Genomic DNA, 25,565 nt, shown 5'->3' on the forward strand with positions numbered 1-25,565 from the left:
CCTCTTCGCTTCTCATATATTCAGTAAAAAAAGACAGGGGTACGCTCACAGGTCCCTGTCTTTTTCCATCATTTTGTCGATAACATACGCTCAATAGCTTTACTAAAATCTTCCCATGTCAGTAAGCTTAAATCCTCTTTTGTCCAATCTGACTTTTCTTCTGCTGCTAGTCGTAATGCCTGCTCCTGCATTGCTTCTTGCACCATATTTTTAGCAAAACGCCCATTACCTTTGATTCTTCCCTGTTCACTCCACGTTCCTAATTGCTCTGCTAGGCGTTCTTGCGTTTCATCCGTTACCTCATAGCTATTGTCCTGAATAAATTGTGTAATAATCGATAAAAGCTCGGAAGCTGTATAATCGGGGAATCGGAAATACTTTTTAAACCGTGAGGAAAGACCTGGGTTGCTATCGATAAATTTTTGCATATCGTATGGATAACCTGCTAGGACAACAACCAAATTTTCACCGTGCTTGCTTATCTCTTCAACCAGCGTATTCACAGCCTCTTGCCCGTAATCATTTTCACTAGAAGACATCAATGCATAGGCTTCATCAATAAATAAGACACCACCTAGAGCCTCTTTAATTTTCCGCTTAGTCTTACTTGCTGTCTGCCCAACATAGTTTGCCACAAGATCAGCACGACCAACTGTTACGAGATGCCCTCGCTTGAGGTAGCCTACTTCTTGTAATATTTGTGCATATAATTGTGCTACCGTCGTTTTTCCTGTTCCTGGATTACCCGTAAACACAGCATGCAATTCGACAGGAACAGCTGGCAAACCATTTTCTTGACGCGAACGCTGAATAGACACAAATGCAGCCACCTTGGTTAATTCAGCTTTCATTTCCACAAGTCCTATCATTTGATCCAATCGTTGTTTTGCGGAAAGATTATTGATTTTTACTTCTTTACACGATGAATTGGCTTCTACATCAACTGGTGTAAGGATTGTAAAATCAGGAATTCTAATTACTTCTGTATCGACTACATGACTCCCTTTGGCAAAGATAGCATCTAAAATGATATTCTTGGCAGTACGAGCATTCCCAAAGGTTTCATCAACCCTCTCTTTCTCTAAGCGCTGCTGAATAGAAATTTTAGTATCAGGACGTAGAATGAAATCATTACGCTCTGCCACTTGCTCGGCTACTTGTAATAACTCATCTGTCGTAAAGTCAGGCAACGTAAAGTGATTACTTTCCGGGAAACGACTTCGTAAACCAGGGTTTGCCCGTAGGAAGTTTCGCATCTCTTCTGGATACCCTGCTAATATGAGTACGAACTTACCACTATACTCACCGCTTGTCATTGCAGAAACAAGCGTATCAATCACAACCTGCCCGTAATCACTATCGCTGGACTCTGCTCGTTTTAAGCTGTAGGCTTCATCAATAAACAAAACACCGCCTACCGCTTTTTTAATCACTTCCATCGTTCTTTGTTCTGATTGACCTACATATGCACCCACTAACTGAGATCGATCAACTTCTATTACTTCTGCCCGTTCTAATAAGCCTAATTCATGATAAAGTGTGGCTAAAAGGCGTGCCAATGTCGTTTTCCCCGTACCAGGATTCCCCATTAATACAGCGTGTAATTCCAATGGATCGGCCAACTCCCAGCCCTTTTCTGTACGGATTCGCTGGTACTGTAAAAATTGCGCGAGTTGCTTTACCCTCTTTTTCATATCGGTTAAACCCACTAATTGATCAATTTGTTCCATCGCTGGAATATGATCTTGTAAGTCTACTTCTGCTTGTGTAGGTGTGAGTTGTTCACGAATTGATTGCTCAATCTCCTGCAATTTTTTATTGGCTTGCTGAAGTCGAGCCAACAATTCGGAAGAGTAAAATAATCCTTGTACGGAGTCGGCATACTTCTGCGCCTCCTTATGCAACAAGATTAATGCTTCCTCTAGCTCCAATGTACCCTCACGCAAAGACTTATATTTTTGCTGAAGTAGGGTATTCATAGAAAGCTGGGCAGCTTGCGTACCTGCTTGTAACATATCCTCCCAATTAACCAAATCGTCAAGACGTTCTTGAATCTGGATAACGAATTGAGCCGTCACTTTTTTGCGTGTAGCTGCATTGTCAGTCTCGCGAATAGTAGGAAATTGAGCTGTTTCTTTTAAGGATTGCAATAAAGAATGCAGATATATTTCTGCTTGTAAAGAAGCTGCTTGTTGGTTATCTGGATCCAATTTCCTCGCTTTTTTTAGCCATTCCTCTACCAACGAAATTTGCTGTGTCTTCCTCCAACGTATCTGAGCTAGGATAGTAAGTACTGTTGCCTCTGCTTGATCCAGTTCAATTTGATCTGCTCCTACCATCTGTTTTTGCTCTTTCTCATCGTCAGAATCCTGTTTGAGAATATGTAGTAGTTGTTCTCGTTTTTCTTCTATATATTGCAAGGTATGAATTGCCTCTACTTCTGTCACAAGCAACGAATTTCCATCTGTTTTTTGCCATTCTTTCACTTTATCTATCCATGTTTGCTCTTCTCTTATATTCATCGTTATATAGTCCTCCGTTATCTGCTCCCTTTCCTTGTTGTATCACTTTTTTAACTAAAAAGAAAGGGGATAACTGATCAGCTCTTTTACCCACAACAAAAACCCGGCTTATCCTTCACTCCGGGCTTCTGTTGTACAATACATAACCGTTCTGTAGAAAGCAATCACTTTCATCTATTCATGCTTGTTTGTGTGTGCTCAAAATGCCGCATATCACATTATTATAGTTGCAAATTTCCCATTTCGATATCAGACTCCATATGCGCTAATGCTGCTGGGAATACATCCTGCTCAGATTCAGCATATATTTTAAATGAGCTGACAATCTTTACTCCACTACGCACCTGTACATCATATTGAGAATCTCCATCATATGTCGTTGCAAAATGAAATTCTCTTCCGTTTACGTTCATACTTTTTTCCACGATAATCACCTCAGCTTTAGTTTGTCCAGCTTTGAAAAAAGCATTACGACTTCCCTTACCTTTGTTCTGAGTAACTAATGAAAGGAGTTCATTCCCCCGGAAATAAGCTATTTTTCTATCGTACATTGCAAAAGCCGCTGTCCACGGTTTGGACAACGGCTTATTTGCTTTACTACCTCTTGTGCTCTGTCTTTTTTATACCATTGAAAAATCCTTTATATTGGTTCGTTGCGTTAATTCTTTTCCTGACGGCAATGTAACGTACACAAGGCCTTGGCTCTCTTCTTCATTCGTCCAGGCAAAATCAAACGTCACGAGTTTCTTCTCGAACGCTTGCTCTTCCTCAAATTCCTCTAACATTAATCGTAACGTCTCAGGATGCAAAGGTACAGAAATTGATTCCCCTGACTGACTCGGAATTGATAGATATTTTAAAGCATCTTCAAAATACATTACGGTATCAAGCAATAATGATACCTGTTGCCAGTTCAATTCACTTGTAAACCGCTCAAATGGTTTTAACATTTCTCCGTCATCCCTTCAATGATGTTCCCGTATAAGGATTTCTCTTGGCTGCTAATCTTAGTTGGATGAAAAAGTAATCGTTTGTATTGCTGACTCCATTTATCCTTCGTCATCCGACTCTTTTTCATCATGTGATGGAATTGTGGCTTCTAACAAAACGTGGTCATAAGCCTCTTCAACAACTGTGCGACCAATTCCACCCTGTTCCGATATCGGCACTTGATCTGCTTCTACAGGTATCAAATCTCCACGTTTTGTGACAAGAATCCACTTAGGGGAATTGGGGTCTTCCAACAAAATCGCCTTGATCTGATGCGGATTCATTTTTCTTCTGCGGATCAGAAGTAAGCCTTTACCAGCTCGACCCTGTAGTGGAATTTGAGCAATGGAAGTACGTTTCACTACTCCTTCTGTAGTTAACACTCGCAAGACACGATTATCTTCTATATCAGTAACCAGCAGGTCAATTAATTGGTCGTCTTTTGCTAAGTTAATCGCTTTGACACCACTTGAAGCTCGACCTGTTGGCGATACCTCCGTTTGTAAAAAGCGGATAACCATGCCATCCTGCGTGACGCCAACAAACGCTCCCTCATCGTTAATCAAATGAACATGATTTACTTGATCTTCACTACTCTTTAATTTAATAGCAACTACTGCACCAGATCGGTTGGTTCCATACTCTTTTAGCGCCGTCTTTTTAAGTAAGCCGCTTTTTGTTGAATGGCAAACATATAATGGCTTGTCAAAGCTATCAACAATATGTACAGCGACAATTCTTTGCCCCTTCTCCAGAGAAAGCACATTCACCAGCGCTGTCCCGATATCTTTCCATTTTGCATCAGGAATATCGTTTACCAGAATAGCGAAATATTTACCATCCTGAGTAAAAAATAGTGCTGTATGAGAAGTATTGGTTTCACAGAAGGTCCGTACCTTATCCCCTTCCTTTACCCCGCAGGTTTCAATAGAACCACCCATTGATTTAAAGGAACGTGGGCTAACTCGTTTAACATACCCTTCATGCGTTACTGTCACAATACAATCCTCTACCTGGATTTGCATCGATAAATCGAGTTTAATTTCCTCAATTTCACCCTGAATCTCGGTCATACGTGGCTCACTATATTTTTTCTTAATTTCACTTAACTCAGCAACCAGAACAGAAATTAGCTTTTTCTCACTACTTAGAATAGCTTTTAGCTCCTCTATTTCCTTCGCAAGCGTCTGTAGCTCTTTCTCAAGCTTTACAATATCAATTCGTGTCAGAGAAGCTAGTTGAATGTTTAAAATAGCGTCTGCTTGAAGTTCAGTAAAACCAAACTTATCAATAATATTCTTTTTGGCATCCGCACGATCTTCCGAATCCATAATAGAATCTACTATTTGTCTAAGGATTGACTTAGCATGAATTAATCCCTCGACGATATGCTGACGATTTTCTTTTCGGTCTAGATCAAATTGAGATCGACGTGTCACCATCTCTTTTTGATGTGAAATATAGGCATCCAGTAGGTGCTTGAGGCCCATCTGCTTGATGGTGCCCTCATAAATAGCATTCATGTTGTAGTTATAAAAAATCTGTAAATCGGTATTTTTATATAAATAATGTAGTATCGCTTGGGCGTCAGCTTCTTTCTTCAGATCGATTACGACACGTACCTTCTTTAGCTCAGCTTCTTTACGCCCAGTCTCGTCTCGAACAGCTAGTGCACCTTCAATCTTACGTTCCATAACTAGCTCATCAATTTGAGCCACTAGCTTCGACTTAACAACGTCATATGGGATCTCACTAATCACAATACGCTTATGCTTGTTCCCTTTGGCCTCTTCAACATCAGCGCGTCCACGAATGATAAACTGACCTCTACCGGTCTCAAATGCCTTTTTAATACCGGATACGCCTTGGACAATGCCCCTATTAGAGAAGTCTGGGCCTTTGACGTATTCCATAAGCTCATCAGTCGTAATGGACGGTTTACGCATCATTGCGATCGTAGCATCAATTACTTCTCCGAGATTATGTGTAGGGATATCCGTAGCAAAACCTACAGCTATACCAGAAGCTCCATTCACCAGCAAATTAGGGAACCGTGCTGGTAAAACAGCAGGCTGCTCCGTAGAATTATCATAGTTCGGGATAAAAGGTACCGTATCCTTTTCAATATCTCGCAATAATTCATTAGCCAGTGCAGATAAGCGTGCCTCGGTATATCGCATCGCAGCTGGAGGATCGGCATCAAGGCTACCAAAGTTACCTTGACCTTGAATTAGCACATGGCGCATCTTCCACCATTGTGCCATTCGTACCATAGTCTCATAAATGGAGGCATCCCCATGTGGATGGTAGGTACCCATCACGGAACCAACTGTTTTTGCTGCTTTACGGTATGGTTTATCAAAGGTGTTATTCTCTTCGTACATCGAATATAAAATCCGGCGTTGTACCGGCTTTAAGCCATCGCGAGCATCTGGAATGGCGCGTGAGAGGATAACCAAATTGGCATAATCCCCAAAACGTTTTCCCATGATTTCTGCAAAGCTTTGTTCAATTAAACGATTAGAAAACATGCTACTCATCCTCTCCTACTTCAAATGTGACATGGGTTTCGATCCATTCACGGCGAGGAGGGACTTTATCGCCCATTAAAACCGTAATTAATTTTTCACAGTGAGCCCGATCTGCAAGAGACACTTGGATTAACTTCCGGTTCTCAGGGTCCATTGTCGTCTCCCATAATTGATCTGGGTTCATCTCACCTAAGCCTTTATAACGCGTAATTTTTGCCCCTTTACCTAACTTTTTCAGAGCGATGTCCAGTTCTTCATCATCCCAGCAATAATAGGATTCTGCACCCTTCTTGCCTTTTCCACCATCTTTAGCTACTTGATAAAGAGGTGGCTGAGCAATATAAAGCTTATTAGAGGCAATAAGCGGCTGCATATATCGGAAGAAGAAGGTTAATAACAGCGCTTGGATATGCGAACCATCCACGTCTGCGTCTGACATGATAATAATTTTATCAAACGCACAATTTTCTATGGAAAATTCTTCACCGATATCTGTCTCCAGCACTTCTAAAATCGTTCTGAACTCTTCGTTAGATAAAACATCGGATAATTTAGCCTTCTCCGTGTTCAACGGCTTTCCTTTCAAACCAAAAATCGCTTGATATTCGGAGTTACGAGCTTGCTTAGCAGATCCCCCTGCCGAATCACCCTCAACTAGGAAAAGCTCATTAATACTCGGATTTTTATATTGAGGTGGTGCAAATTTTTCAGAAATGGATTTACGCTTCTTAGTACCCTTCCCCTTTTTGTCCCCGCGCAACGCTTCTCTTTGTTTGCGAAGCTCCTCACGAATTTGCATCGATTTTAATGCTTTATCAATTAATAGCTTAGCGATTTCCGGATTTTCTTCTAGGAAAAAGCCCAATTTTTCCGAGATAATCTGTTCTACAATGGTACGTGCTTCTTCATTACCCAATTTGTCTTTCGTTTGTGATTCAAACTGAACATCAGACATTTGCAGGGATAACACACCTAGAAAACCTTCACGTAAATCATTCCCGGTCAAATTAGGATCTTTTTCTTTGATATACCCTTTCTTGCGGGCAAAGTCATTAAAAATCCTTGTGGTGGCATTTTTAAAGCCAGTGACATGCGTTCCACCATCATTTGTAGGGATCGAATTTACATACGAAGCTAGTGTCTCAGTATAGCCATCATTGTATTGGAAGGCTAACTCTACGTACACATTATCCTTCTCTCCATCAAAGTAAACAACAGAATGGAGAGCGTTTTTTCCCTCGTTTAAATACTCTACGTATGATTTAATGCCTTCTTCATAATAGAATTCTTCTTTACGTGTCTCTGACGTACGTTTATCAATTAACACCATGCGTAAGCCTTTCAACAGAAAAGCTGTTTCACGGAAGCGGTCACGCAAGGTTTCGTAATCAAATTTAGTGGTTGTAAATACCTCCGGATCTGGTTGGAACGTTACGGTTGTCCCTGTACGCTTAGACTTTCCTACAATATCAAGGCCCGTTACCGCTTTACCTACAAGTTCCTGTCCATTCTTGTCCACCAAGTATTCAAAGCGTTGTTTATAAATGTTCCCTTCTCGGTGGATTTCTACTTCTAGCCAGCGAGATAAAGCAACAACGACGCTGGAGCCAACTCCATGTAAACCACCGCTTTTTTTATACCCGCCACCGCCAAATTTACCACCTGCGTGAAGCGTGGTAAAAATGACCTCTGGCACTGGACGTCCAGATTTATGCATACCTGTTGGTATACCGCGACCGTGGTCCTCCACACTTACGCTACCATCCGGATAAAGAGTGACAATAATACGATCGTTCACGCCAGCCAAAGCTTCATCTTTAGCATTATCCACGATCTCCCACACTAAGTGGTGCAAACCGCGTGATCCGGTGGAGCCTATATACATACCAGGTCTTTTACGTACGGCGATCAAGCCTTCCAGGACCTGAATATCGTCTTCGGTATATGATAGTGCTCGATTATCAGCCATTCTGTTCTCCCCTCTTACACACTCGCAATCAACGTTCCTCAAGCGAATACCTAATCGCTATTTTATCTCATTTCATGAAAAGAAAAAACTCTTTTACATGAAAGCTCTTACATAGTTGCTACTATACATGTATTTTGCTTGTTGTTCCACAGTAACAAACCTGCATACAGGAAAATTTCACCTTTTATCTTGATTTTCTCTATTCTTGTAGAAAAATAGCCATCTTTATCCCTTTCTAACAAAGGTAACGTTCTTCCTGCTTTTTCATATGTATTTTTTTTTGCAACCCAGCTCTTTCAAAAAATAAGCCTCTTATGTACATCTAACTTTCTAAAAGACAGGAACATTAGTTCGTTTCTTATAGATAAATACAGCCACCCTGCCGTTTGGACAAGATGGCTGAAAGACTTAGCCTTGAATACGTTCCAGCTCTTCTTTATCGATGTCGTAATTCGCATACACATTTTGCACGTCGTCATTTTCTTCAAATGCTTCCATCATCTTCAGGATTTTTTCAGCATCTTCGCCTGCAACCTTGACAGTGTTTTGTGGAATCCACTGTACTTCAGCATTGGCAAATTTGTATCCCTCTGCTTCCAAAGCCTGCTTTACTTGCTCCATTTCGTGAGGATGCGTAATGACTTCGTATTCTTCCTCTGTCACGATCAAATCCTCTGCACCAGCTTCTAGGGCTTGCATCAGCATTGTATCTTCATCAACTTCAAATTGTTCACGGTCAATAACAATCGCACCTTTACGGTCAAACATGAAGCTTACAGAGCCTGTTTCACCCATATTACCACCGCGTTTACCAAAAATAGAGCGAACGTCAGCGGCTGTACGATTTCGATTATCAGACAAGCATTCTACGATAACAGCTACGCCGCCTGGAGCATATCCTTCATAACGGATTTCTTCGTAATTATCCCCTTGGCCACTGTCCGTAGCTTTTTTAATCGCACGCTCAATATTGTCATTGGGCATATTAATAGCTCGTGCATTGGCAATAATTGCTTTTAGTTTCAGGTTTGCATTGGGGTCAGGTCCGCCGTTTCTAGCTTCTACATAAATTTGACGAGCTAACTTAACATATTGATTGTTTTTCTTTTGATCGGCTGCACCTTTTTTTCCTGCAAATAACTTAAACTTTGGCATGTGAAACTCTCCTCACCAGAAATGTCTGCTTGGGTATGAAATAATAACTTATTCTAGCAAAAAGTAACGATTCGTACAAGGCTAGCTCGTCTGATTGCCACAAAGATGGCAAGGGTAAAGACATAATTACAGGGTAAGCTAGATAGTGAACCCATACCTATTTGCGAGGAGGATGAACCTGTGCTAAGTGCAACGAAACCGTTTGTAAAGCTGCATAAGTACGACGAGCATCTGGTGGCTGACATTGAGGCACTCAATTCATCTGGTTATGCTAAAGATGACATTTATGTGTTGAAATGGAATCCTGATAAAAATCATTCCAATCAACGCGACAATTTTTACAAATATAGTACTCATTTTGAAAAAGCAAAAGGCCATATCGACGGCAAAGCCAATTTTTTTGACAATGGTGGGAAGGAATTACGTTCTAAGCTCGAACATATTGGACTAACCAAAGACGAAGCCTCAGCCCTAGTTCGAGAACTGGAAGAAACGGATAAAACCTGCATCTTGGCTGTGCATGATTTAAAAGATAATATTATTGAAATGAATACGCTATATAATCAGTAGGGTGTTCAAACCAGCAAGAAACCCGGAGTAGAGAGTAGCTCCGGGTTTTGATTTATCACATTTTTACATGGTTCTTTTACTCGTGAGTACGGTCAATTAGTTCAATGCCTTCCATTGTCTCATGCAATTTCGCATGAGCAGCTTCTTCCTCTTCTTCTAGCAATGGAACTAGTTCTCCCTCTTCAATACCAAACACATAAATGTCGATTTCGCCTTCTTCATCAATCTCGTCTTCTTCGGTTGCTTCCGTAAGTGCAACAAATTGTTTGTTATTTAATTCAAACATCGCGATTACTTCAAAATCGCCCATTTCTTCGCCATTTTCATCGTCAAGTGTGATGATATCACCTAAAGCCAAATCTTTTTCGTTTTCCATGTGTATATGCCTCCTGCTCTTATTCGCTTAGGTTATGTATCGTCGTCCATTCAGACAGCAACTCATATGTTTAGTGTGGAGTAACATAACATGCTAGATACTAGCTCATTTAGCTAGTCCCATCCAGTATTCCCCGACACCTTTCTTAGCATACCTTGCTTTTTAGGAAAAGTCTATGAGAAGTTCTTTAACATAAAAGACCGTCTCCTTCTGGGGAGACGGCCTCATCCATCTATCTACCACTGTTTGCTCTGTTACAAACGTAAACTAATTAGCCTCGTAGGGAATCTCTTCAATGACTCCTTTTTCAATCAGAAAAGCTTCCTCCGCTTCCAAGATTGCAATAATCTCTTGGCGTCCTACTTTCATGCCGCCTTCAGCAAGTTTTCTTTCTACGAATTGCAGCATCTCTTCATAGTCTAACACTTGTACATCTTGTTGATTATTTTGTTGTCCCATGGTTATTACCCCCTGCATTCTCTCAGCCATTCTTTGGGTAGTATAGCATGAATCCACCAAGCTAGGCTATTCTCTAGCGCTTTCACCGTTGCTCTCTTGTTTTCGTGTCCAGGGACGGCGCACTGGCTTTAATAAGTATGCAGACCAGCATAATAAGCTGACACTTAGCACTAGATAAAAGCTTGCGAAATAGCCCCAATAAAAATCTTCACTGCTCGATACAGAAGAGAAATGCGTCATGCCAAGAATACGTGAACCGACTATGCATGGATTAATATAGGTTAACCACTTTATTAGGAAAAAATTTTCTATTCCATTACTGTCAGGATACCAGTAATGCAAAATCGCTACCAAAAAGTATAAGAGAAACCCTGTACCTACCACAAAGAAAAAGGCAATTCCATATGCAATAATCGTACTTACACCGGTTCGTTTAACCCATGTTGAACAAAAAATCCCTAACGAGCCAAAAAACAGGATGTTGATAGCAAAAAAGAGAATGATACTAAAAATTTGAGATGGCGATACCCCACCATACAAGAATACAAAGCTGTACAGAGGCAGAGAAGCCATAATTAAGAGAAACATAAAAGACAGGGATGTAACCAGCTTGCTTAAAATAATCCGTCGTGGCGATAATTGAGTGGTTAATAGGATATTAAGGGTCTGCCTTTCCCTTTCACCACTAATTGTTCCCGCTGCTAATGCCGGCGCAATAAAACAAATCAAGGCATAATGCAGAGCGGACATTGCCAAAAATAGATCATCTCCCTCTCCTAAAAAAAACGTGTTAGTTTTCTCCATAATGGTTAAATACCCCAGCAGTACAGCACCAAAAACCATTAGATAGCTAAACAGAATCCAGATTGACCTTTTAGAGCGAAATCTCTCTCGCAATTCTTTGGAAATAAGCGGATTACCAAAAAAATTCCCCATTAGTTGCCCACCCCTTCCGTAATAGCTAAGAACACATCTTCCAGGTTTTCTTGTGAGTCTGCGAAATGTGTTACAGGGATGTTCGCCTGTATTAACTGCTGTAGTAAAATAACCTTCTCTTCTGGTGTACCAGTAAAGTGAAAACGGAAATGACTGTTTTTGTTATCTAAGCGTTTCACAAAAGGAGAGGCATGTAGGATTTGTTCTGCAAGCTCTACGTTACCCAACGTTTTTACTTGCATAATAGAGATACCGCGTGTCTCTGTGCTCACTTCGTTAACGGCTCCATTTGCAATGAGCTGACCTTTTTCGATGACGCCAATCTCGTCGCAGAGCTCTGCTAGTTCAGGCAAGATATGAGAGCTAATTAGAATTGTTTTGCCCATTCCTTGTAATTTCTTTAAGATTTCTCGCATTTCAATGCGTGCCCGTGGGTCCAATCCTGAAGCAGGTTCATCCAAAATAAGAATTTCTGGACTATGAACTAAACAACGCGCTAAACCAAGACGCTGTTTCATTCCACGTGACAAATGATCGACATAAGCATCAGCTTTATTACTGAGATTAACCAAATCTAACAGATCAGCTACTAAGTTGGAACGGTTTCGGGCTGGAATATTATATGCCCTTGCATAAAAATCAAGGTATTCTGTAGCTTTTAAATTATCATAAACACCAAAAAAGTCAGGCATGTAGCCTAGGAGCTGTTTAACCTCCCTAGGCTCCTTCTCTACATCATATCCGCCAACATAAGCCTTTCCACTGGTAGCTGGTAGGAGAGTAGCAAGAATCATCATCGTCGTACTCTTGCCTGCACCATTTGGCCCAATAAACCCATAAACGCTCCCCTTTTGAATGGATAGATTCACATTCTTTAGGGCTTCAAACTTCCCATATTGTTTGGAGAGATTCTGCGTCTGTATCATTATTGTTTCTCCTTTCCTTCCAACTGGAAGACAGGTTGTGGAATGGAGACAGGTGAATCTCCTTCATAAATGAATCTGATCAATATAAATCCTTCCGTATTGACATATTCTTTTGGGTTGTCTTTTAACTGTAATGCGCTATTACTATCAAGGACTTTCCACTCACGAGAAGCTGCATGATACACTGCTTTCTTCAAATATTGATAAGCGAAATTATCTAGTGGAGCCATCACGTTCGTTAATTCCACATTGGATGGTACTTGTAATCCATACGTTACTTTTCCATTATACATAGTAACTTCATCATGATCCTCTCGACTTACATTACCTTCCGTACTAAGAATCTGAACCCCTAATGTTCCATATGGATACGTAATGTGATTGGTTTGAGCATCTTTTAACAGGATTGGTTGTTGAACAAAGGTAAGGTAATCTTGTACAAAGCCTTGTTCAGATGCAGTAAAGACCTGATATGGGCTATTGCTTACACCTACCAAATTCATTCCGTTGACACTGCCCATTGCTTGCAGTGAATTGTCGTACAGCATGGCTTTTTGCCGCTCATTTTGAGTAGGATAGGCCATGTCTTCTAAAGAGAAATCTTGTTTATAAAATGGTTTAATCTCTTCATTTATCTGCTTAGTCTCCCCTTTAGCAAGAGAGCCCAGCTCCATTCTCCGATTCCCCATTGTTAGATACAACTCCTGGTAATCAAAAATACTCTTGTTCGTTATCGTTCCCTTGATATGATCTTGTTCAAAAATCAAATCAGCTTGTATTTGGCCAACATCTTTAACCAAACCTCCCCCATTGATTGACTTTTGAGTCATATATGGGATTTGCTTAATCGTTGTTTGAAATTGCCCACGATCGTTTTGTCGAATGGTATAGGCATATTTGTTTTTGTTTTTTTCCGTGTATTGTAAAAGATTTCCCGGAACAATTAACCCATCTTTAGTATCCAAGGTAACTGCTCCCCCAGAACGCTTCAAAACAGTTGCATCCGATTTTATTATCGCTAAATCTGGTTTTATCGAGATAATTTGGTTTACAGTGTACAGCTTATCACTTGGAGCTATTAAATTTTTTCCAAAAGAAAGTGCTCCAACACTAACTACTAGGGCTGAAACAGGAATAATTCCCCATGCCCAGTCTCGACGGTCCCTACGTTTTAACAGCACATACAGGATAGGCCCAATTAATAGTACATATCCGATCCAAATGAAAAATAACACCGAAGCGGACGGTACATGAATCCCTGGAATGTGATTTGCCAAATTATAATAGTTAGGATTTCGATTCAGATAAGGAAAACTCACTTGGCTATTTAGTTCATATTGAGATACTAGCTTACTCCAAAGCTGACGGTTGAAATCCCACGAAGCCAATGGCTGTGCATTGACATCATAGTTAGCAAAAAACAACTTGCCTAAGCCCACTTTTTGGGTCGAAAACAATGGTAATGACTTGTTATACACTGTTATTTGTTGAACAGGCAAAGCTGATTTTTTACTTATTTCGGTGAAGGTAGACAGATCTTTTGTGGTTCCTGGCTGCTTGGTCAAAGCTGGCATCCACTCTTTAAAAGAGTCTAATATTTCTGGAGGAGTAGCAGCGGAAACCAAAAGGTTCCCTCCAGCATATACCCACTCTTTTATTTTGTTTATCTGATCCGAAGGTAAGCTATTTGCTGAAATATCTCCAATTACTAACATATTGATATTACTTAGTACATGAGCTTCAGTGGGCAGCTCTTCCGGAATCACATTACTAACCAGCATACTCTTCCAGTTAGCCCCATTTGCATACTCAGCTTCTTTATTACTGTCTCCAGCACCCTCTTGTCTTACTTGGTTTAAGAATTGCATACTATTTTCGTGTTGATCAAGGACAACAACCGTTACTTGATCCGACTGCTTTTCTCTACCTTGATAGTTTGGTGTCACCTTAGCAAGCAATTGATTGCCTTGATAAAACTCCAGTTGTAATGTACGGCTATTATTTATAATCTCTTCACTTGGTAGATCGAAGAAAACATGTTTTGTTTCCCCTTTTTGGACAGTAATCTCTTTTACGTAAGGAAGTACCATTTTCTTTGAATTAAGCTCCTCAATCGAAAACCGTAGCTCACCTGTGACTGCATCACCGTTATTCGTAATATCTGCATGGACGCGAATCAAATTATCCTGACTCGTTATATCAGCAAATGGAATCTTCGTTTTCATTTCAATTCTGTCCGCCGCATACGCAACAGGAAGTTGAAATCCCATGAAAGCGAGTGTAATCGCTACCAGCCATTTCCACATATGTTTTCCTCCTATTTTTGTAAATCAAGCGGCGTAAACATAAACCCTTGTTGATCAGAGTTGACTATTAAGAGATGCTTTCCATCACTAGTCCATTCAGCCCTCTTTACCGATTCTTTCTGAATACCAGCTGGGAGTTTTACTTTTTTCCAGTTTTTGATAGTTTCATCCATCGTACCCATCAACATAACGCCGTCTGGTGAAAGAATCGTAAGTTGCTTAGCTGAAAACCATGACGGTGAGCTTCCTCTCACTTTTTCCTTGATTTCCCCTGTCTGTCGATCATAAATACACACCTCTCCATTTTGTTCAAAAGAGAGATAACGACCATTGTGAGACCAAGCCGCCTTTGAACCGTTTGCTACCTTCTCTTTTCCAAAGGTACGCAGATTGGTCACCCAAACCTCAGGTTTATCTTGCTTATATACTGTATAAGCTAAAAATTCATCTTTAGGATCAAATGCAGGGTCAATTACTGGACGGTTCTCCTGCTCCAATAAAAGTCTCGGTGCATAACTCTTTTCTTTACTCTGATTAAGTTGTAAAACCCACAATTTCCCTTTATCCTGACTGTTTTCTGTCAGTGCCAGTTTCGTATTTGTAGAATTCCATGCAATGGAGTCATACGTACCAATTTGTTGAGGAAGTTCAATAGGAGTATCTATTTCACTGTCATATCCACTTATAATGTGCAACTTATTATCGGCTTGCAAATAGGCAACCTGTAAATCTGAGGATAGCACTGCCGAATCAGTAGACAGCTTAGGAATGCTGATTGGTGACTTCGAAATGGCAAGATCAACATCTGCCTGAGCCACGTTTACGTACAAAAAAGCAGCCAAAGCAACTGTTCCTACCCCCCCTAGCATATACCAACCTCTTTTTCGATTGATCCTCTTTTGATCATTGTGCTTTATTTCTTCCTGACGGACTATCGTAAGATGCGGTTGTTTTTGCCCTTGCATTTGCTCCATTAATTTACGTTTCAAATCTTCTTTTAATCGATAGTTAACAGGAACCGCCTTACGCATATCACTTAAATGTGACAAGAGTTCAACCACGGTCTGTTCATGTTCATTTGTCTGATCTGATGCACTACGTAGATCATCCTTCATGGCGATCACCTTCCTCATACAAACTCTGCAAGACTTTTATTCCGCGGTGAGAGATCATCTTAACGGACGATTCACTTTTAGCTAACACTTCTGCAACCTGTGAAATTTTTAGATCAGCAAAGAACCGAAGCGTCAAAACATCACGCTGATCCTGTGATAACATATTTAACCTTGTCCGTAATAAAGTCATTTCTTCTTTAGATAAAACACGCAATTCCGGTTGATACTCATCATCTGCTTCAATAAACAATAATTCTTCTGTTTCCGTCGGGTATTCACGTATCTTACGAACAAAATCAATAAACGTATTATGAGCGATACGAAAAATCCAAGATGCAAATGGGCTTCTACGGCTATATTGATCAAATTTCTCCAGAGCTTTTAAAAATACGCTGGTTGTCAAGTCATCTGCATCCCACGAACTATGTACACGACATCGTAAATAACGATTAACTCGATCAAAATATTCATCATATAGCTCTGGGAAATCTCTCGCTTCATAGTAATCAGTCTCTATCGCAACAGACGGATTTTCCTTACCGTCCTGCTTTACGGCCATTACCATCCCTCTTCCTCCACACTGTTTGTTTCTACTCCAATTGACGCATCATATCCGAAAAAGGTCACAGGCATAAACAAAAAAAGTGTAAAATATGCATTTTTTCTTATACATAAGCAAAAAAAAAGAAACACACAGAAAAAAACATCCTTGTTCCCAGTCAAATACAGGGAGCAAAGATGTTTGGCAGTTAACATTACTAGAGGTTCGTCCTCAGACTATTGACAATCCGTTACACTCCGAACATATATTTGGAACTCATACTGAAATGGATTCTCTTCGTTTTGTACACCAGGTGTCACTTCAACTAGTGTCCATTCAGATTCATCAAACGTAGGAAAAAAGGCATCTCCCTTGAACTCCTGCTGAATCTGAGTAATATACATTTTACTAGTGTAGGGCAAAAGCAACTTATAAATTTTTGCCCCACCAATAATAAAAGCTTCTTCTTTACTATCTATCATCGCAAGAACTTCTTCAATCGAATGAGCGATTTCACAGCCATCCGCCTCATAGTTTGCTTGCGTCGTCAGCACGATATTGCGTCGATTAGGTAGGGGCTTCCCAATAGATTCATACGTTTTTCGCCCCATGATGATAGCATGACCAGTTGTGATACGGCGAAAATACTTTAGATCCTCTGGTAATCGCCATGGTAGCTGGTTATCTCGACCAATAACACGGTTCTGCCCCATAGCAAAAATGCTTGATAGCACTAAATAGCCACCTCCATGGCAATTTTTGGCTGATGCTTATAATCGATTAATTTCACATCATCTGGTGTAAAATCATAAAAATCGGTGATCTCCGGGTTAATCCAAAAGCTAGGAGCAGGATAAGCTTCTCTAGTTAATTGGGTACGCAAGCCTTCGAAATGATTTTCGTAGATATGTGCATTATTAATATAATGCTGGAATTTTCCTGGCTTTAGACCTGTGACTTGCGCAATCATATGAATAAGCACAGCATACTGAGTAGTATTAAACGGAATTCCTAAGCCCATATCACCGCTACGCTGTACAAGAGTACAGTTTAAATAACCGTCCGTAACATCCCACATGGTTTGAAAGGCACATGGCTGCAAGGCCATTTCTTCTAAATCATTCATGTCCCATAAACTAATAATATGTCGGCGTCCTTGGGGATCGTTTTTGAGGCCATCGATTAGCTTGTCTATCTGCTTGTGCTTAGCAATTTGATAACCGTATGCTTTACCGATCGTTCCGTCCTCTTTAGCCCATTCATCCCATACACGTACACCCATCTCTTGCAACAGCCTCACATCATTACTTTGATGCTTGTAAATCCATAGCAATTCTTTGACAGCTGTTTTAAACGCAACGAATTTGGTTGTCAAAATTGGAAATTCTTTCTGTAAATCATAGCTTAGTAGCTGACCAAACAGTTTCTTTGTGGGGATTCCTGTGCGATTGTTGTCATAATATCCGTTTTCTAAAATATCTTCCACTAAAGCAAGGTATTGTATATCTGCTTGACTCATCTTGTTCACGTCCTTCTTACAAACTCTAAGACAGTATAACGAAACATTACGTTCTTGAAAAGCTTTTCGCCTAATCCTCTTTGTGACCAAACACTAGTAAAAAAAGCTAGTATTTTATTTGCTTCGAATGGTGGCATTTTAATATTGCCGAACAAAAAGACCTCGTTCCTTTTCCTTAATTATCTTGAATTCAAAATAAGGCAGAATATTGAAAATATTTTCACGATAGTATAACCGAACATTTCACTATTAGACTATCATCCACAAAAAAATAATAATTACCTAAACTTAGTACAAAATAACAAAATAAGAGTTAAAGAATGTATGGTTACAGAAACAACAAAAAGTAATTCGAAAGAAAATTCTTGAAGGAAAAAATCCAAATTCAACAGGTGTACGTAAGGTAGATGAAAGAGAGTTTCGACCTTATTTGTTAAAAGGACGATATTTACATTATGAGAACCGCTTTCAAAAAGGTGCTTGTCAAAAATAAATATAATACATATTATTTTTTACCTAACCTGAAACTCTCTTAGATAGATTAAATTTCTTGCTCGCTCAAAAAACTCTATCCCTCCCTGTCACACACCTATGTTTTACACCCCAGATAATCCCGGATCAGGATATAACACGGAGGACATTATTTTTTTAGAAACAGGATGTTGTAAGCTTTCAGGCTGTTCCATATCATCTAACCATTCAACAATCTCACCCTTATACATCACCCCTATACAGTCCGCTATGTAATTTATAGCCTGTAAATCATGAGAGATAAAGAGATAGGAAAGTTGAAACTCTTCTTTTAATTCTGCTAAAAGATGTAAGATTTGTACTTGTACAAGAGCGTCTAAAGCACTTACGGCCTCATCAAGTATGATTAGCTTCGGTCTTAATGCAATAGCTCTAGCAATATTTATTCTCTGTAATTGCCCTCCACTAAACTGGTGAGGGTATTTATACATATCTTCCGGAGATAATCCAACTGTCTCCAAAAGGCCCTGTACTTTCTGTATCTCTTCAGTAGCCGTAAGCCTTTCATAATTTCGTAACGGTTCAGCAATAATCTCTCTTATCGTTAATCGTGGGTTTACAGCGCTATAACAATCCTGAAAGACAACCTGCAGATTTCTCCGTACCTCCTTTAATTCTTTTTCTTTTAAACGATAAAGGTCCTTTCCCTGAAACCAGACCTCTCCCTGATCAGGCTTTTCAAGCCCCAGAATAATTTTGCCAAGAGTACTCTTTCCTGCCCCGCTTTCGCCAACAAGCCCTAGACATACCCCTTCTTCCAGCGTTAGAGAAACACCTTTTACAGCTTCAACCGTTTTACGCTTCCTCCAAACGGAGTTACCAAGCAAGTATGTTTTCTTTATGTCTTTCAACTCAAGCAGACTCACTCTTCTTTCACCCAACTTTATCGTAATTTTACACATCGTACTAGATGATCTTTTTCATATTCCTTCCATTCAAGCTTGCTAGTTGCACAAATGTGATCTGCATCCTCGCATCGATCTAAAAATGGGCATATATTGTCTCTATTCGGTGGAGTGGGAGGAGAAACGCTAACACGTTTTGCACTCTTTACCCTCCTTCTCGTTAATCCCAGTCTGGCTTGTAACAAGACACGGGTATATGGGTGCATCGGGTGATTGAATAACTTCCATACTGGTGCCTTCTCAACTATATACCCGCCATACATTACAGCCACTTCGTCAGCCAACTGAGCAATTACCCCTAGATCGTGTGATACTAATAAAATACCGGTATCGCATTCTTTTCTTATCCTATCCAACTGTTTCAAAATTTGGAGTTGATTAGTCGTATCGAGGGCTGTCGTGGGCTCATCCGCAATAAGGATAGATGGATGTAAGGACATCGTGATCGCAATCATCACACGCTGGAGCATACCGCCACTTAGCTGAAATGGATATTGCTTCAATATACTCTCTGGATTTGGCAAATCCATTTTTTCCAAATGCTCCACAGCCATTTTCTGCGCTTCTCGCTTCGTGATAGGCAAATGAGTTCTCAGTGTTTCAATAAAATGCCGACCAATTGTCCGCACAGGATTAAAGGCGGTCATAGGATTTTGCATAATAAAAGCGATCTCACTACCTCGTATTTTTCCTATGTCTTCTACTGAACAAGTTAACATATCCTTATTTCTAAACGTGATGCTCCCTTCTACCACCTTTGCCTTATCGGGTAAAAGATTTAATAAAGACATGCACGTCATCGTTTTTCCTGATCCGCTCTCTCCGACAAGCCCAAACACTTTCCCTGCCTCTATTTCAAAGCTTACCTCATTGACAGTCTGAGTCACCCCATGCGGTGTTGATACAACTATATTCAAATTGTTAACAGTTAGAATGGGGTGCTGTCCCATCTTCCATCCTCCTTTCTATTTTCTTCTTAGGTCTAAAGCATCCCTCAGGGCTTCTCCGAACAAGTTGAAAGCGATCACGACAAGTAAGATCATCATACCTGGGTACAACATCAAGGATGGGTTATTTCTAAAAAATGGTTTACTGTCGTTGATCATCATTCCCCACTCTGCCTCTGGCGGCTGTATGCCAAGACCTAGAAATGAAAGTCCAGAAATAGCTAACACAATTCCTCCGATGTCCATAAAAGCTAATACAACTATTTGAGATATAATCGTAGGTAAGATATGTTTTAGCACAATGACAAGCTTTGGTGTTCCGCATACCTTAGCCGCTAAAATGAAGTGTTGCTCCTTAACGCTAAGTACCATTCCCCGAATAATGCGAGCATAAAAAACCCATTGGACAAGCACCATCGCTAAAATCAGATTCCCAAGACCTGGTCCCAAGATTCCAATCAAAGCTAAGGACAGAAGCAAGTTTGGAAATGCCATGAGAATATCACAAATCCGCATGAACAAATAATCAACCCAACCACCTCTAAAGCCTGCATAAATACCGATCGGAATACTAATTGTCATGGTTAATCCCATGATAAGGAAAGCTGTTCCCAGCGAGGTTCGTGTCCCATAGATTAATCGAGACCATATACATCTCCCTAAATGATCGGTCCCTAACGGAAATGTAGCGGAAGGGCCTTGCAGTTTATGAGTGATATCAACCAGATTCGGATCATTAGGAGACCAAAAAGGGGCAAAAAGAGCCAATAATATCATGAGGAAGATAATGATGCTGCAAATGATCATGAGCTTTTGTGACAGCAGCTTTTGCTTTAGATTTTTCAACATGCTTATTGCTCTCCTTCCCATTTTATCCGGGGATCCAGGAAAGCATATGCAATATCCACAAGGAGATTGCAGACTACAAAGATCACACCCATAAACAATAAACAGCTCTGAATCATCGGATAATCACGCTGTAAAATAGAAGTAACAAATAAAGAGCCCATACCCGGCCAAGCAAAGACGGTTTCAACAATAACGGCTCCGCTTAACATGTTTCCAAGGCTCATGCCTAGTCCAGTTAACACGGGTAATAAGGACTTTTTAAAGACATGTCTGCTAATGATTACTCTTTCGCTCAGCCCTCTCGCTCTCGCATACACTACAAATGGCTCATTCAAGTTTTCTAACGTACTAGCGCGAAGCAATTGCATATACGTACCGATATAAGGAAAAGCCAGTGTCAAGGAAGGAAGCACTAGATGAGCAAAAGTTCCCCTCCCTAATACAGGAAATAAATCTAACTTAACCGATAAAAAATAGATGAATAGGAATCCGAGCCAGAAAGCAGGCATCGAGACACTAACAAAGGCCATTATTCTGCTAACCTGATCAATCAATTTCCCCTTATAAAGAGCAGAAATCATTCCTATAGGTAAACTAATAACAATAATTAGGATGCATGATGCAAATGCTAGTTGTATTGTTGGGAAGAAATGGAGCACGATTTCATCCCATATCGATTTCTTCGACACATAAGATATCCCTAAATCCAATTGAACCACTTTTTCTAACCAATTTACATACTGGATATACAGGGGCTTGTCCAGCCCTAGCTCTGCTCGGATGGATGCCACTGCCTCATCTGTTGGAGGAATATGTGACGCCCTCAAGTAAGCTACGGCTGGGTCCCCAGGGGTTAAGTGGAGCAGAATAAAAGTGATCAGAGAAATTCCAAATAATATTGGCAGTAAACTTGTGAGACGTTTAACAATAAACCAACCCATTTAGTTCTCCTTCAGTCGTTTTTACATATCCCCACTTCACTTAAAATCAATGGTAGTGAAAGGCACCTCGTATTCTTGAGGCAAGAAATTAACACCGCTCATATTTTTATGATAAACCGCTATATTAGACTGATAAGAAATTGGTAAGTAAGCAGCCTGTTCGTGCAATGTAGTTAAAATATCTTTATATAGCTTCATTCTGTGTGCTTCGTCTGTACTTACTAATACTCCCTTGATTTTTCCATCTAATTCTTTCTTATCTGGTAGCCCTAATAGAGCTTTGTAATCCGGACTTCCACCTTCGGAAGGTGTTGTTATAGCAGATAAATAGGAATGCGGATCAAACGGGACACCCCAGCTAGCCGTAAATAATAAATCAAAACTGCCTTCACTCGCTGTAGCCCAAAAATTCTCTTCTTCCTTACTAGTCAACTTAATATCGATCCCCAATTTGCTAAACTCACCTTGAACATATTCCGCTATTGCCTTCTGAATGTTGTCTGAACTAATAAACATCAATTCCAGTTGTAATGTTTCTCCATCCTTCTCCCGAAATGGTTTTCCATTTACTTGTTTCCATCCCGCTTCATCCAATAACTGTTTCGCTTTTTCTTCATCGTGTTCATACGGTTTCACATCAATTTTTGTGTAAGGAATGGTAGGTGCAAACAAAGTGTCAGCTTTTCTTTCCGTCCCGTAAAAGATATGATCGATCACAGCCTGCTTATTAAAAGCATGCTGGATAGCTAACCGTAATTTGCGGTCTTTGAGCGCTTCTCTGTTCGTATTAAAAAGTAGTGCCCTTGTAGCTGTAGGTTCTGATAATTTAGTTTCATATTTTCCTGAGTCCTTCAGAAATCGGAACGAATCTTGGCTAATGACCCCGTTACCAAAAATAAGATCGATTTCCTTTTTCTCAAAAGCTAATACTCTAGACTCACCGTCAGGAATGACTTTAACAATCACCTTGTCGACTTTCGGTTTAGCTCCCCAATACTTTTCGTTTCTTGTAAAGACAGCCTTTTCATTTTTCGTATATTCGCTTAGCACCCACGGCCCTGTGCCAATCGGAGCCTTGAGTCCGTCTTTAAATGTGTTTTGACTGTCAGGAAAGGCAGCTTCTCCTACAAATCGTAAAGGTCTGATGTACGTAAGCTCTTGAAGAGTTGGGTAATATGGTTTTTTCAAATTCAGTTTAAACGTAAATTCGTCAACTACTTCTGTGCTTTTAATTTGGTTTATTAATTCCATCCATTCATGTTGTGGGGCATTAGCTAAAACGGTATCAAAATTCTTCTTGACGATTGTAGCATTAAATAGTGAGCCATCAGAAAATGTAACATCTTTCCTTAGGTGAAACACATATTCTTTTCCATCTTTTGATACATCCCAGCTTTGGGCCAGCCAGGGCTTAAGTTCTCCACCTTCACCGTAGTAAACAAGAGATTCATATACCATAGCTTGTGAGAACCATTGATTCGGAAAATACGTATGCGGATTTAAATCGCCAATATCTCCGGACCAGGAAAACGTAAGAGCTTTTGAATGATCTTGATTTGATATATTTACTTGATCTTTTGTTGTATTACCGCAACCAGCGATCATGATTGTTAGAATCGCTAGTAGTCCAATAAAAGTAGGGATAAATGTAGATCGTTTTAAAAACATATTTTCTCACCTTTATCTATAAATTGAATTATTCCAAAAATGTTAAAACACAAAAAAACATTGCCAACCAGATTAAAAAGGTCAGAAATGCCTATTGTTTAAGAACAATTTGGTCTTCTAGCATTCTAACACCTCCCTATTTCCCCGTAGGTCTAACAGTATTTTTAGAATAGGCAGGTCTTCTGACTTAGGTTCATCATCTCCATGCGTCTTCCCAGATATGATCCAGTGACTTTTTTGCATAAGACTCCCCTTACAGCGGCGGGACCGTGCCGGATTCACACCGGCTTCCCTTTTAAGTATTTGCTATGAAACAAATACACCCATTCCAATCCCATATGTAGTTTTTATGGAAATATTCACTTTATGCCATTAATTTGAAATTAGGACAAAAAGTTTACCTAGAACAAATTATATTCGTTATTCCAAGTTTATGCTATATCAAATTAAGCTCCTAAAAAAACATTGCCAAAGCATGTCCGATTGAACAGCTTTAGCAATGTTATAACTTACATACCGTTGTAGCTTACAAACTCCCCATTCGGCTTACGATAGCCACGTGGACGTTGACTTGATATCTTTTCTTTTCCAATAGTAATCATCATTACTGTTTCATATCCATCAGGAATTTCTAAAATTTCTTTAATAGCATTTGGATCAAACCCAATCATCGGGCACGTATCCCATCCTTTATCTTTTGCCGATAGCATGAACAACATGGCAGAAAGACTCGCATTGCGAATTGCATCTTCCTTCATAAATGACTCGCCATTGCCCTCATATACCCCTGTAACTGTCTCAATTGTACGATCTAGCTCTTGTTTACTCAAAATTCCGAGATGGTGCATTCCTTCATTTATTTTTTCCACTCCTTGATAAGCGTAACGATTCCCCAACACCAAAATGACTGCTGAAGATGTATGTACTTTATACTGCTTGCAAGATTCATAAATCTTTTCTTTCAAGACGGGATCAGTTACGACTAGGTAGTGTGTATGTTGAAGATTAAAAGCAGAAGGAGCATATTTAACTAAAGTAAAGATCTCTTCAAGATCAGATTGGGTAATTTCTACCCCATCAATGAAATTATTTGCGGAACGCCGACTTTTCACTAGGTTTGTAAAATCGCTCATGTAATTTCCTCTTCTCATTGTATGTATCGTAATGGTTACAGGGGAGGAAAGAACAGTGTTTTCACTACACTTACTCGCTCCCCTGTCTTTTTTGTGCCTACTTGATTTTATTTTGCTTTAATCTGTTTGATTCTTGCCTGATTAGGCCTTATTCTGACCTATATCTCTTGGCATTGTCTTCATGTACAACATTATCATACAATAGAGCAAGTGAATCTGGATACTACTCACTTTTTACAGATCATATCTTATGCGAATAAAGCATATGCACCTGGTCCAATCAATGCAACCCCGATAGCCACCGCAAGCAATACTAGATTGTATTCCATACCGTTTTGCGTAATCCACAATCCATTTTTTCCATGTACAGTAAAAATAGCGATCAGCATAGTTACAGCGATTAGTGCTCCCCCTACCCAAGTAAACACACCAGACGCAAAGAGCAATCCTCCAACAATCTCACTGGCGCCTGCCATAAATGCCATCAACAAGCCGGGTTTCACACCGATAGATTCTAACCACCCTGCTGTTCCCTTTAAGCCATGCCCACCAAACCATCCAAATAATTTCTGTGTACCATGACCAATAAATAAAAGCCCCACAACTAATCGAATAAGTAAAAGTCCTGCATCCATTTTCTTTTCCTCCTTAGGAATATGTTTTATTTTGAGTATCT

Annotated in this window: 23 protein-coding genes and 1 riboswitch; of the genes, 1 reads left to right on the forward strand and 22 read right to left on the reverse strand. The window is 40.0% G+C overall.

Annotation, left to right across the window (positions count from 1 at the left end; all coding sequences use genetic code 11):
- Positions 1-68: 68 nt before the first annotated feature.
- The 6 genes from BrL25_RS00335 to BrL25_RS00360 all read right to left on the reverse strand — a co-directional run bounded on the left by BrL25_RS00335 (position 69) and on the right by BrL25_RS00360 (position 9,167).
- Positions 69-2,522: an AAA family ATPase gene (locus BrL25_RS00335; RefSeq protein ID WP_018670509.1), complete on the reverse strand. Its 2,454-nt coding sequence runs from the start codon at positions 2,520-2,522 to the stop codon at positions 69-71.
- Positions 2,523-2,743: 221 nt separating this feature from the next.
- A complete protein-coding gene (locus BrL25_RS26340; RefSeq protein WP_335638033.1) occupies positions 2,744-3,073 on the reverse strand; it encodes a hypothetical protein in 330 nt (109 codons plus the stop codon).
- A 69-nt stretch (positions 3,074-3,142) separates the two neighbouring features.
- Positions 3,143-3,472, reverse strand: coding sequence for a hypothetical protein (locus BrL25_RS00345; protein WP_018670507.1), 330 nt, complete (start codon positions 3,470-3,472; stop codon positions 3,143-3,145).
- A 99-nt stretch (positions 3,473-3,571) separates the two neighbouring features.
- Positions 3,572-6,043 (reverse strand): DNA topoisomerase IV subunit A, encoded by a 2,472-nt coding sequence (gene parC, locus BrL25_RS00350; protein ID WP_018670506.1) that lies wholly within the window; start codon positions 6,041-6,043, stop codon positions 3,572-3,574.
- Position 6,044: 1 nt separating this feature from the next.
- Positions 6,045-8,012, reverse strand: a complete 1,968-nt coding sequence (locus BrL25_RS00355) for a DNA gyrase/topoisomerase IV subunit B (RefSeq protein WP_018670505.1) — start codon at positions 8,010-8,012, stop codon at positions 6,045-6,047.
- 408 nt (positions 8,013-8,420) lie between these two features.
- Positions 8,421-9,167, reverse strand: coding sequence for a YebC/PmpR family DNA-binding transcriptional regulator (locus BrL25_RS00360; RefSeq protein WP_018670503.1), 747 nt, complete (start codon positions 9,165-9,167; stop codon positions 8,421-8,423).
- A gap of 180 nt (positions 9,168-9,347) precedes the next feature.
- On the opposite strand from BrL25_RS00360, the gene BrL25_RS00365 reads away from it, so the two are divergent.
- The gene (locus tag BrL25_RS00365; protein WP_018670502.1) at positions 9,348-9,737 is read left to right on the forward strand and encodes a YflT domain-containing protein; all 390 of its coding nucleotides are present in this window, start codon (positions 9,348-9,350) and stop codon (positions 9,735-9,737) included.
- Between the two features lie 76 nt (positions 9,738-9,813).
- On the opposite strand, the gene BrL25_RS00370 is transcribed toward BrL25_RS00365, so the two are convergent.
- The 16 genes from BrL25_RS00370 to BrL25_RS00445 all read right to left on the reverse strand — a co-directional run bounded on the left by BrL25_RS00370 (position 9,814) and on the right by BrL25_RS00445 (position 25,524).
- Complete coding sequence (locus tag BrL25_RS00370; RefSeq protein WP_018670501.1) at positions 9,814-10,113, reverse strand: DUF1292 domain-containing protein; 300 nt, start codon at positions 10,111-10,113, stop codon at positions 9,814-9,816.
- Between the two features lie 267 nt (positions 10,114-10,380).
- Positions 10,381-10,572: a hypothetical protein gene (locus BrL25_RS00375; RefSeq protein WP_018670500.1), complete on the reverse strand. Its 192-nt coding sequence runs from the start codon at positions 10,570-10,572 to the stop codon at positions 10,381-10,383.
- Positions 10,573-10,638: 66 nt separating this feature from the next.
- Positions 10,639-11,508, reverse strand: a complete 870-nt coding sequence (locus BrL25_RS00380; RefSeq protein ID WP_018670499.1) for an ABC transporter permease — start codon at positions 11,506-11,508, stop codon at positions 10,639-10,641.
- Positions 11,508-12,434 carry an ABC transporter ATP-binding protein gene (locus BrL25_RS00385; protein WP_018670498.1) on the reverse strand — a complete coding sequence of 309 codons (927 nt, stop codon included), beginning with the start codon at positions 12,432-12,434 and terminating at the stop codon, positions 11,508-11,510. Before BrL25_RS00385 ends, BrL25_RS00380 begins: the two co-directional genes overlap by 1 nt.
- Positions 12,434-14,740 carry a DUF8725 domain-containing protein gene (locus tag BrL25_RS00390; RefSeq protein ID WP_018670497.1) on the reverse strand — a complete coding sequence of 769 codons (2,307 nt, stop codon included), beginning with the start codon at positions 14,738-14,740 and terminating at the stop codon, positions 12,434-12,436. Before BrL25_RS00390 ends, BrL25_RS00385 begins: the two co-directional genes overlap by 1 nt.
- 11 nt (positions 14,741-14,751) lie before the next feature.
- Positions 14,752-15,855, reverse strand: coding sequence for a TolB family protein (locus tag BrL25_RS00395; RefSeq protein ID WP_018670496.1), 1,104 nt, complete (start codon positions 15,853-15,855; stop codon positions 14,752-14,754).
- The gene (locus BrL25_RS00400; RefSeq protein WP_018670495.1) at positions 15,845-16,420 is read right to left on the reverse strand and encodes an RNA polymerase sigma factor; all 576 of its coding nucleotides are present in this window, start codon (positions 16,418-16,420) and stop codon (positions 15,845-15,847) included. The genes BrL25_RS00395 and BrL25_RS00400 overlap by 11 nt, the downstream gene beginning before the upstream one ends.
- Before the next feature lie 212 nt (positions 16,421-16,632).
- On the reverse strand, positions 16,633-17,109 hold the full coding sequence (locus BrL25_RS00405; protein ID WP_206765453.1) for a dihydrofolate reductase: 477 nt from the start codon (positions 17,107-17,109) through the stop codon (positions 16,633-16,635).
- Positions 17,110-17,129: 20 nt separating this feature from the next.
- Positions 17,130-17,915 (reverse strand): thymidylate synthase, encoded by a 786-nt coding sequence (locus tag BrL25_RS00410; RefSeq protein ID WP_018670493.1) that lies wholly within the window; start codon positions 17,913-17,915, stop codon positions 17,130-17,132.
- 596 nt (positions 17,916-18,511) lie between these two features.
- On the reverse strand, positions 18,512-19,312 hold the full coding sequence (gene nikE, locus BrL25_RS00415; protein WP_026315053.1) for a nickel import ATP-binding protein NikE: 801 nt from the start codon (positions 19,310-19,312) through the stop codon (positions 18,512-18,514).
- 17 nt (positions 19,313-19,329) lie between these two features.
- Complete coding sequence (locus BrL25_RS00420) at positions 19,330-20,301, reverse strand: ABC transporter ATP-binding protein (RefSeq protein WP_018670491.1); 972 nt, start codon at positions 20,299-20,301, stop codon at positions 19,330-19,332.
- Positions 20,302-20,316: 15 nt separating this feature from the next.
- Entirely contained in the window at positions 20,317-21,147 is an 831-nt protein-coding gene (gene nikC, locus BrL25_RS00425; protein WP_018670490.1) for a nickel ABC transporter permease subunit NikC, read from the reverse strand.
- A gap of 2 nt (positions 21,148-21,149) precedes the next feature.
- Complete coding sequence (nikB, locus tag BrL25_RS00430) at positions 21,150-22,088, reverse strand: nickel ABC transporter permease (RefSeq protein WP_018670489.1); 939 nt, start codon at positions 22,086-22,088, stop codon at positions 21,150-21,152.
- A gap of 36 nt (positions 22,089-22,124) precedes the next feature.
- Positions 22,125-23,756: a nickel ABC transporter substrate-binding protein gene (nikA, locus tag BrL25_RS00435; RefSeq protein ID WP_018670488.1), complete on the reverse strand. Its 1,632-nt coding sequence runs from the start codon at positions 23,754-23,756 to the stop codon at positions 22,125-22,127.
- A gap of 155 nt (positions 23,757-23,911) precedes the next feature.
- Positions 23,912-24,098: riboswitch (cobalamin riboswitch) on the reverse strand.
- 167 nt (positions 24,099-24,265) lie between these two features.
- Positions 24,266-24,889, reverse strand: a complete 624-nt coding sequence (locus tag BrL25_RS00440) for a nitroreductase family protein (RefSeq protein WP_018670486.1) — start codon at positions 24,887-24,889, stop codon at positions 24,266-24,268.
- A 248-nt stretch (positions 24,890-25,137) separates the two neighbouring features.
- On the reverse strand, positions 25,138-25,524 hold the full coding sequence (locus tag BrL25_RS00445) for a DoxX family protein (RefSeq protein ID WP_018670485.1): 387 nt from the start codon (positions 25,522-25,524) through the stop codon (positions 25,138-25,140).
- Positions 25,525-25,565 lie beyond the last annotated feature (41 nt).

The organism is Brevibacillus laterosporus DSM 25, assembly GCF_002706795.1.
GTDB classification, from domain to species: Bacteria; Bacillota; Bacilli; order Brevibacillales; family Brevibacillaceae; genus Brevibacillus_B; species Brevibacillus_B laterosporus.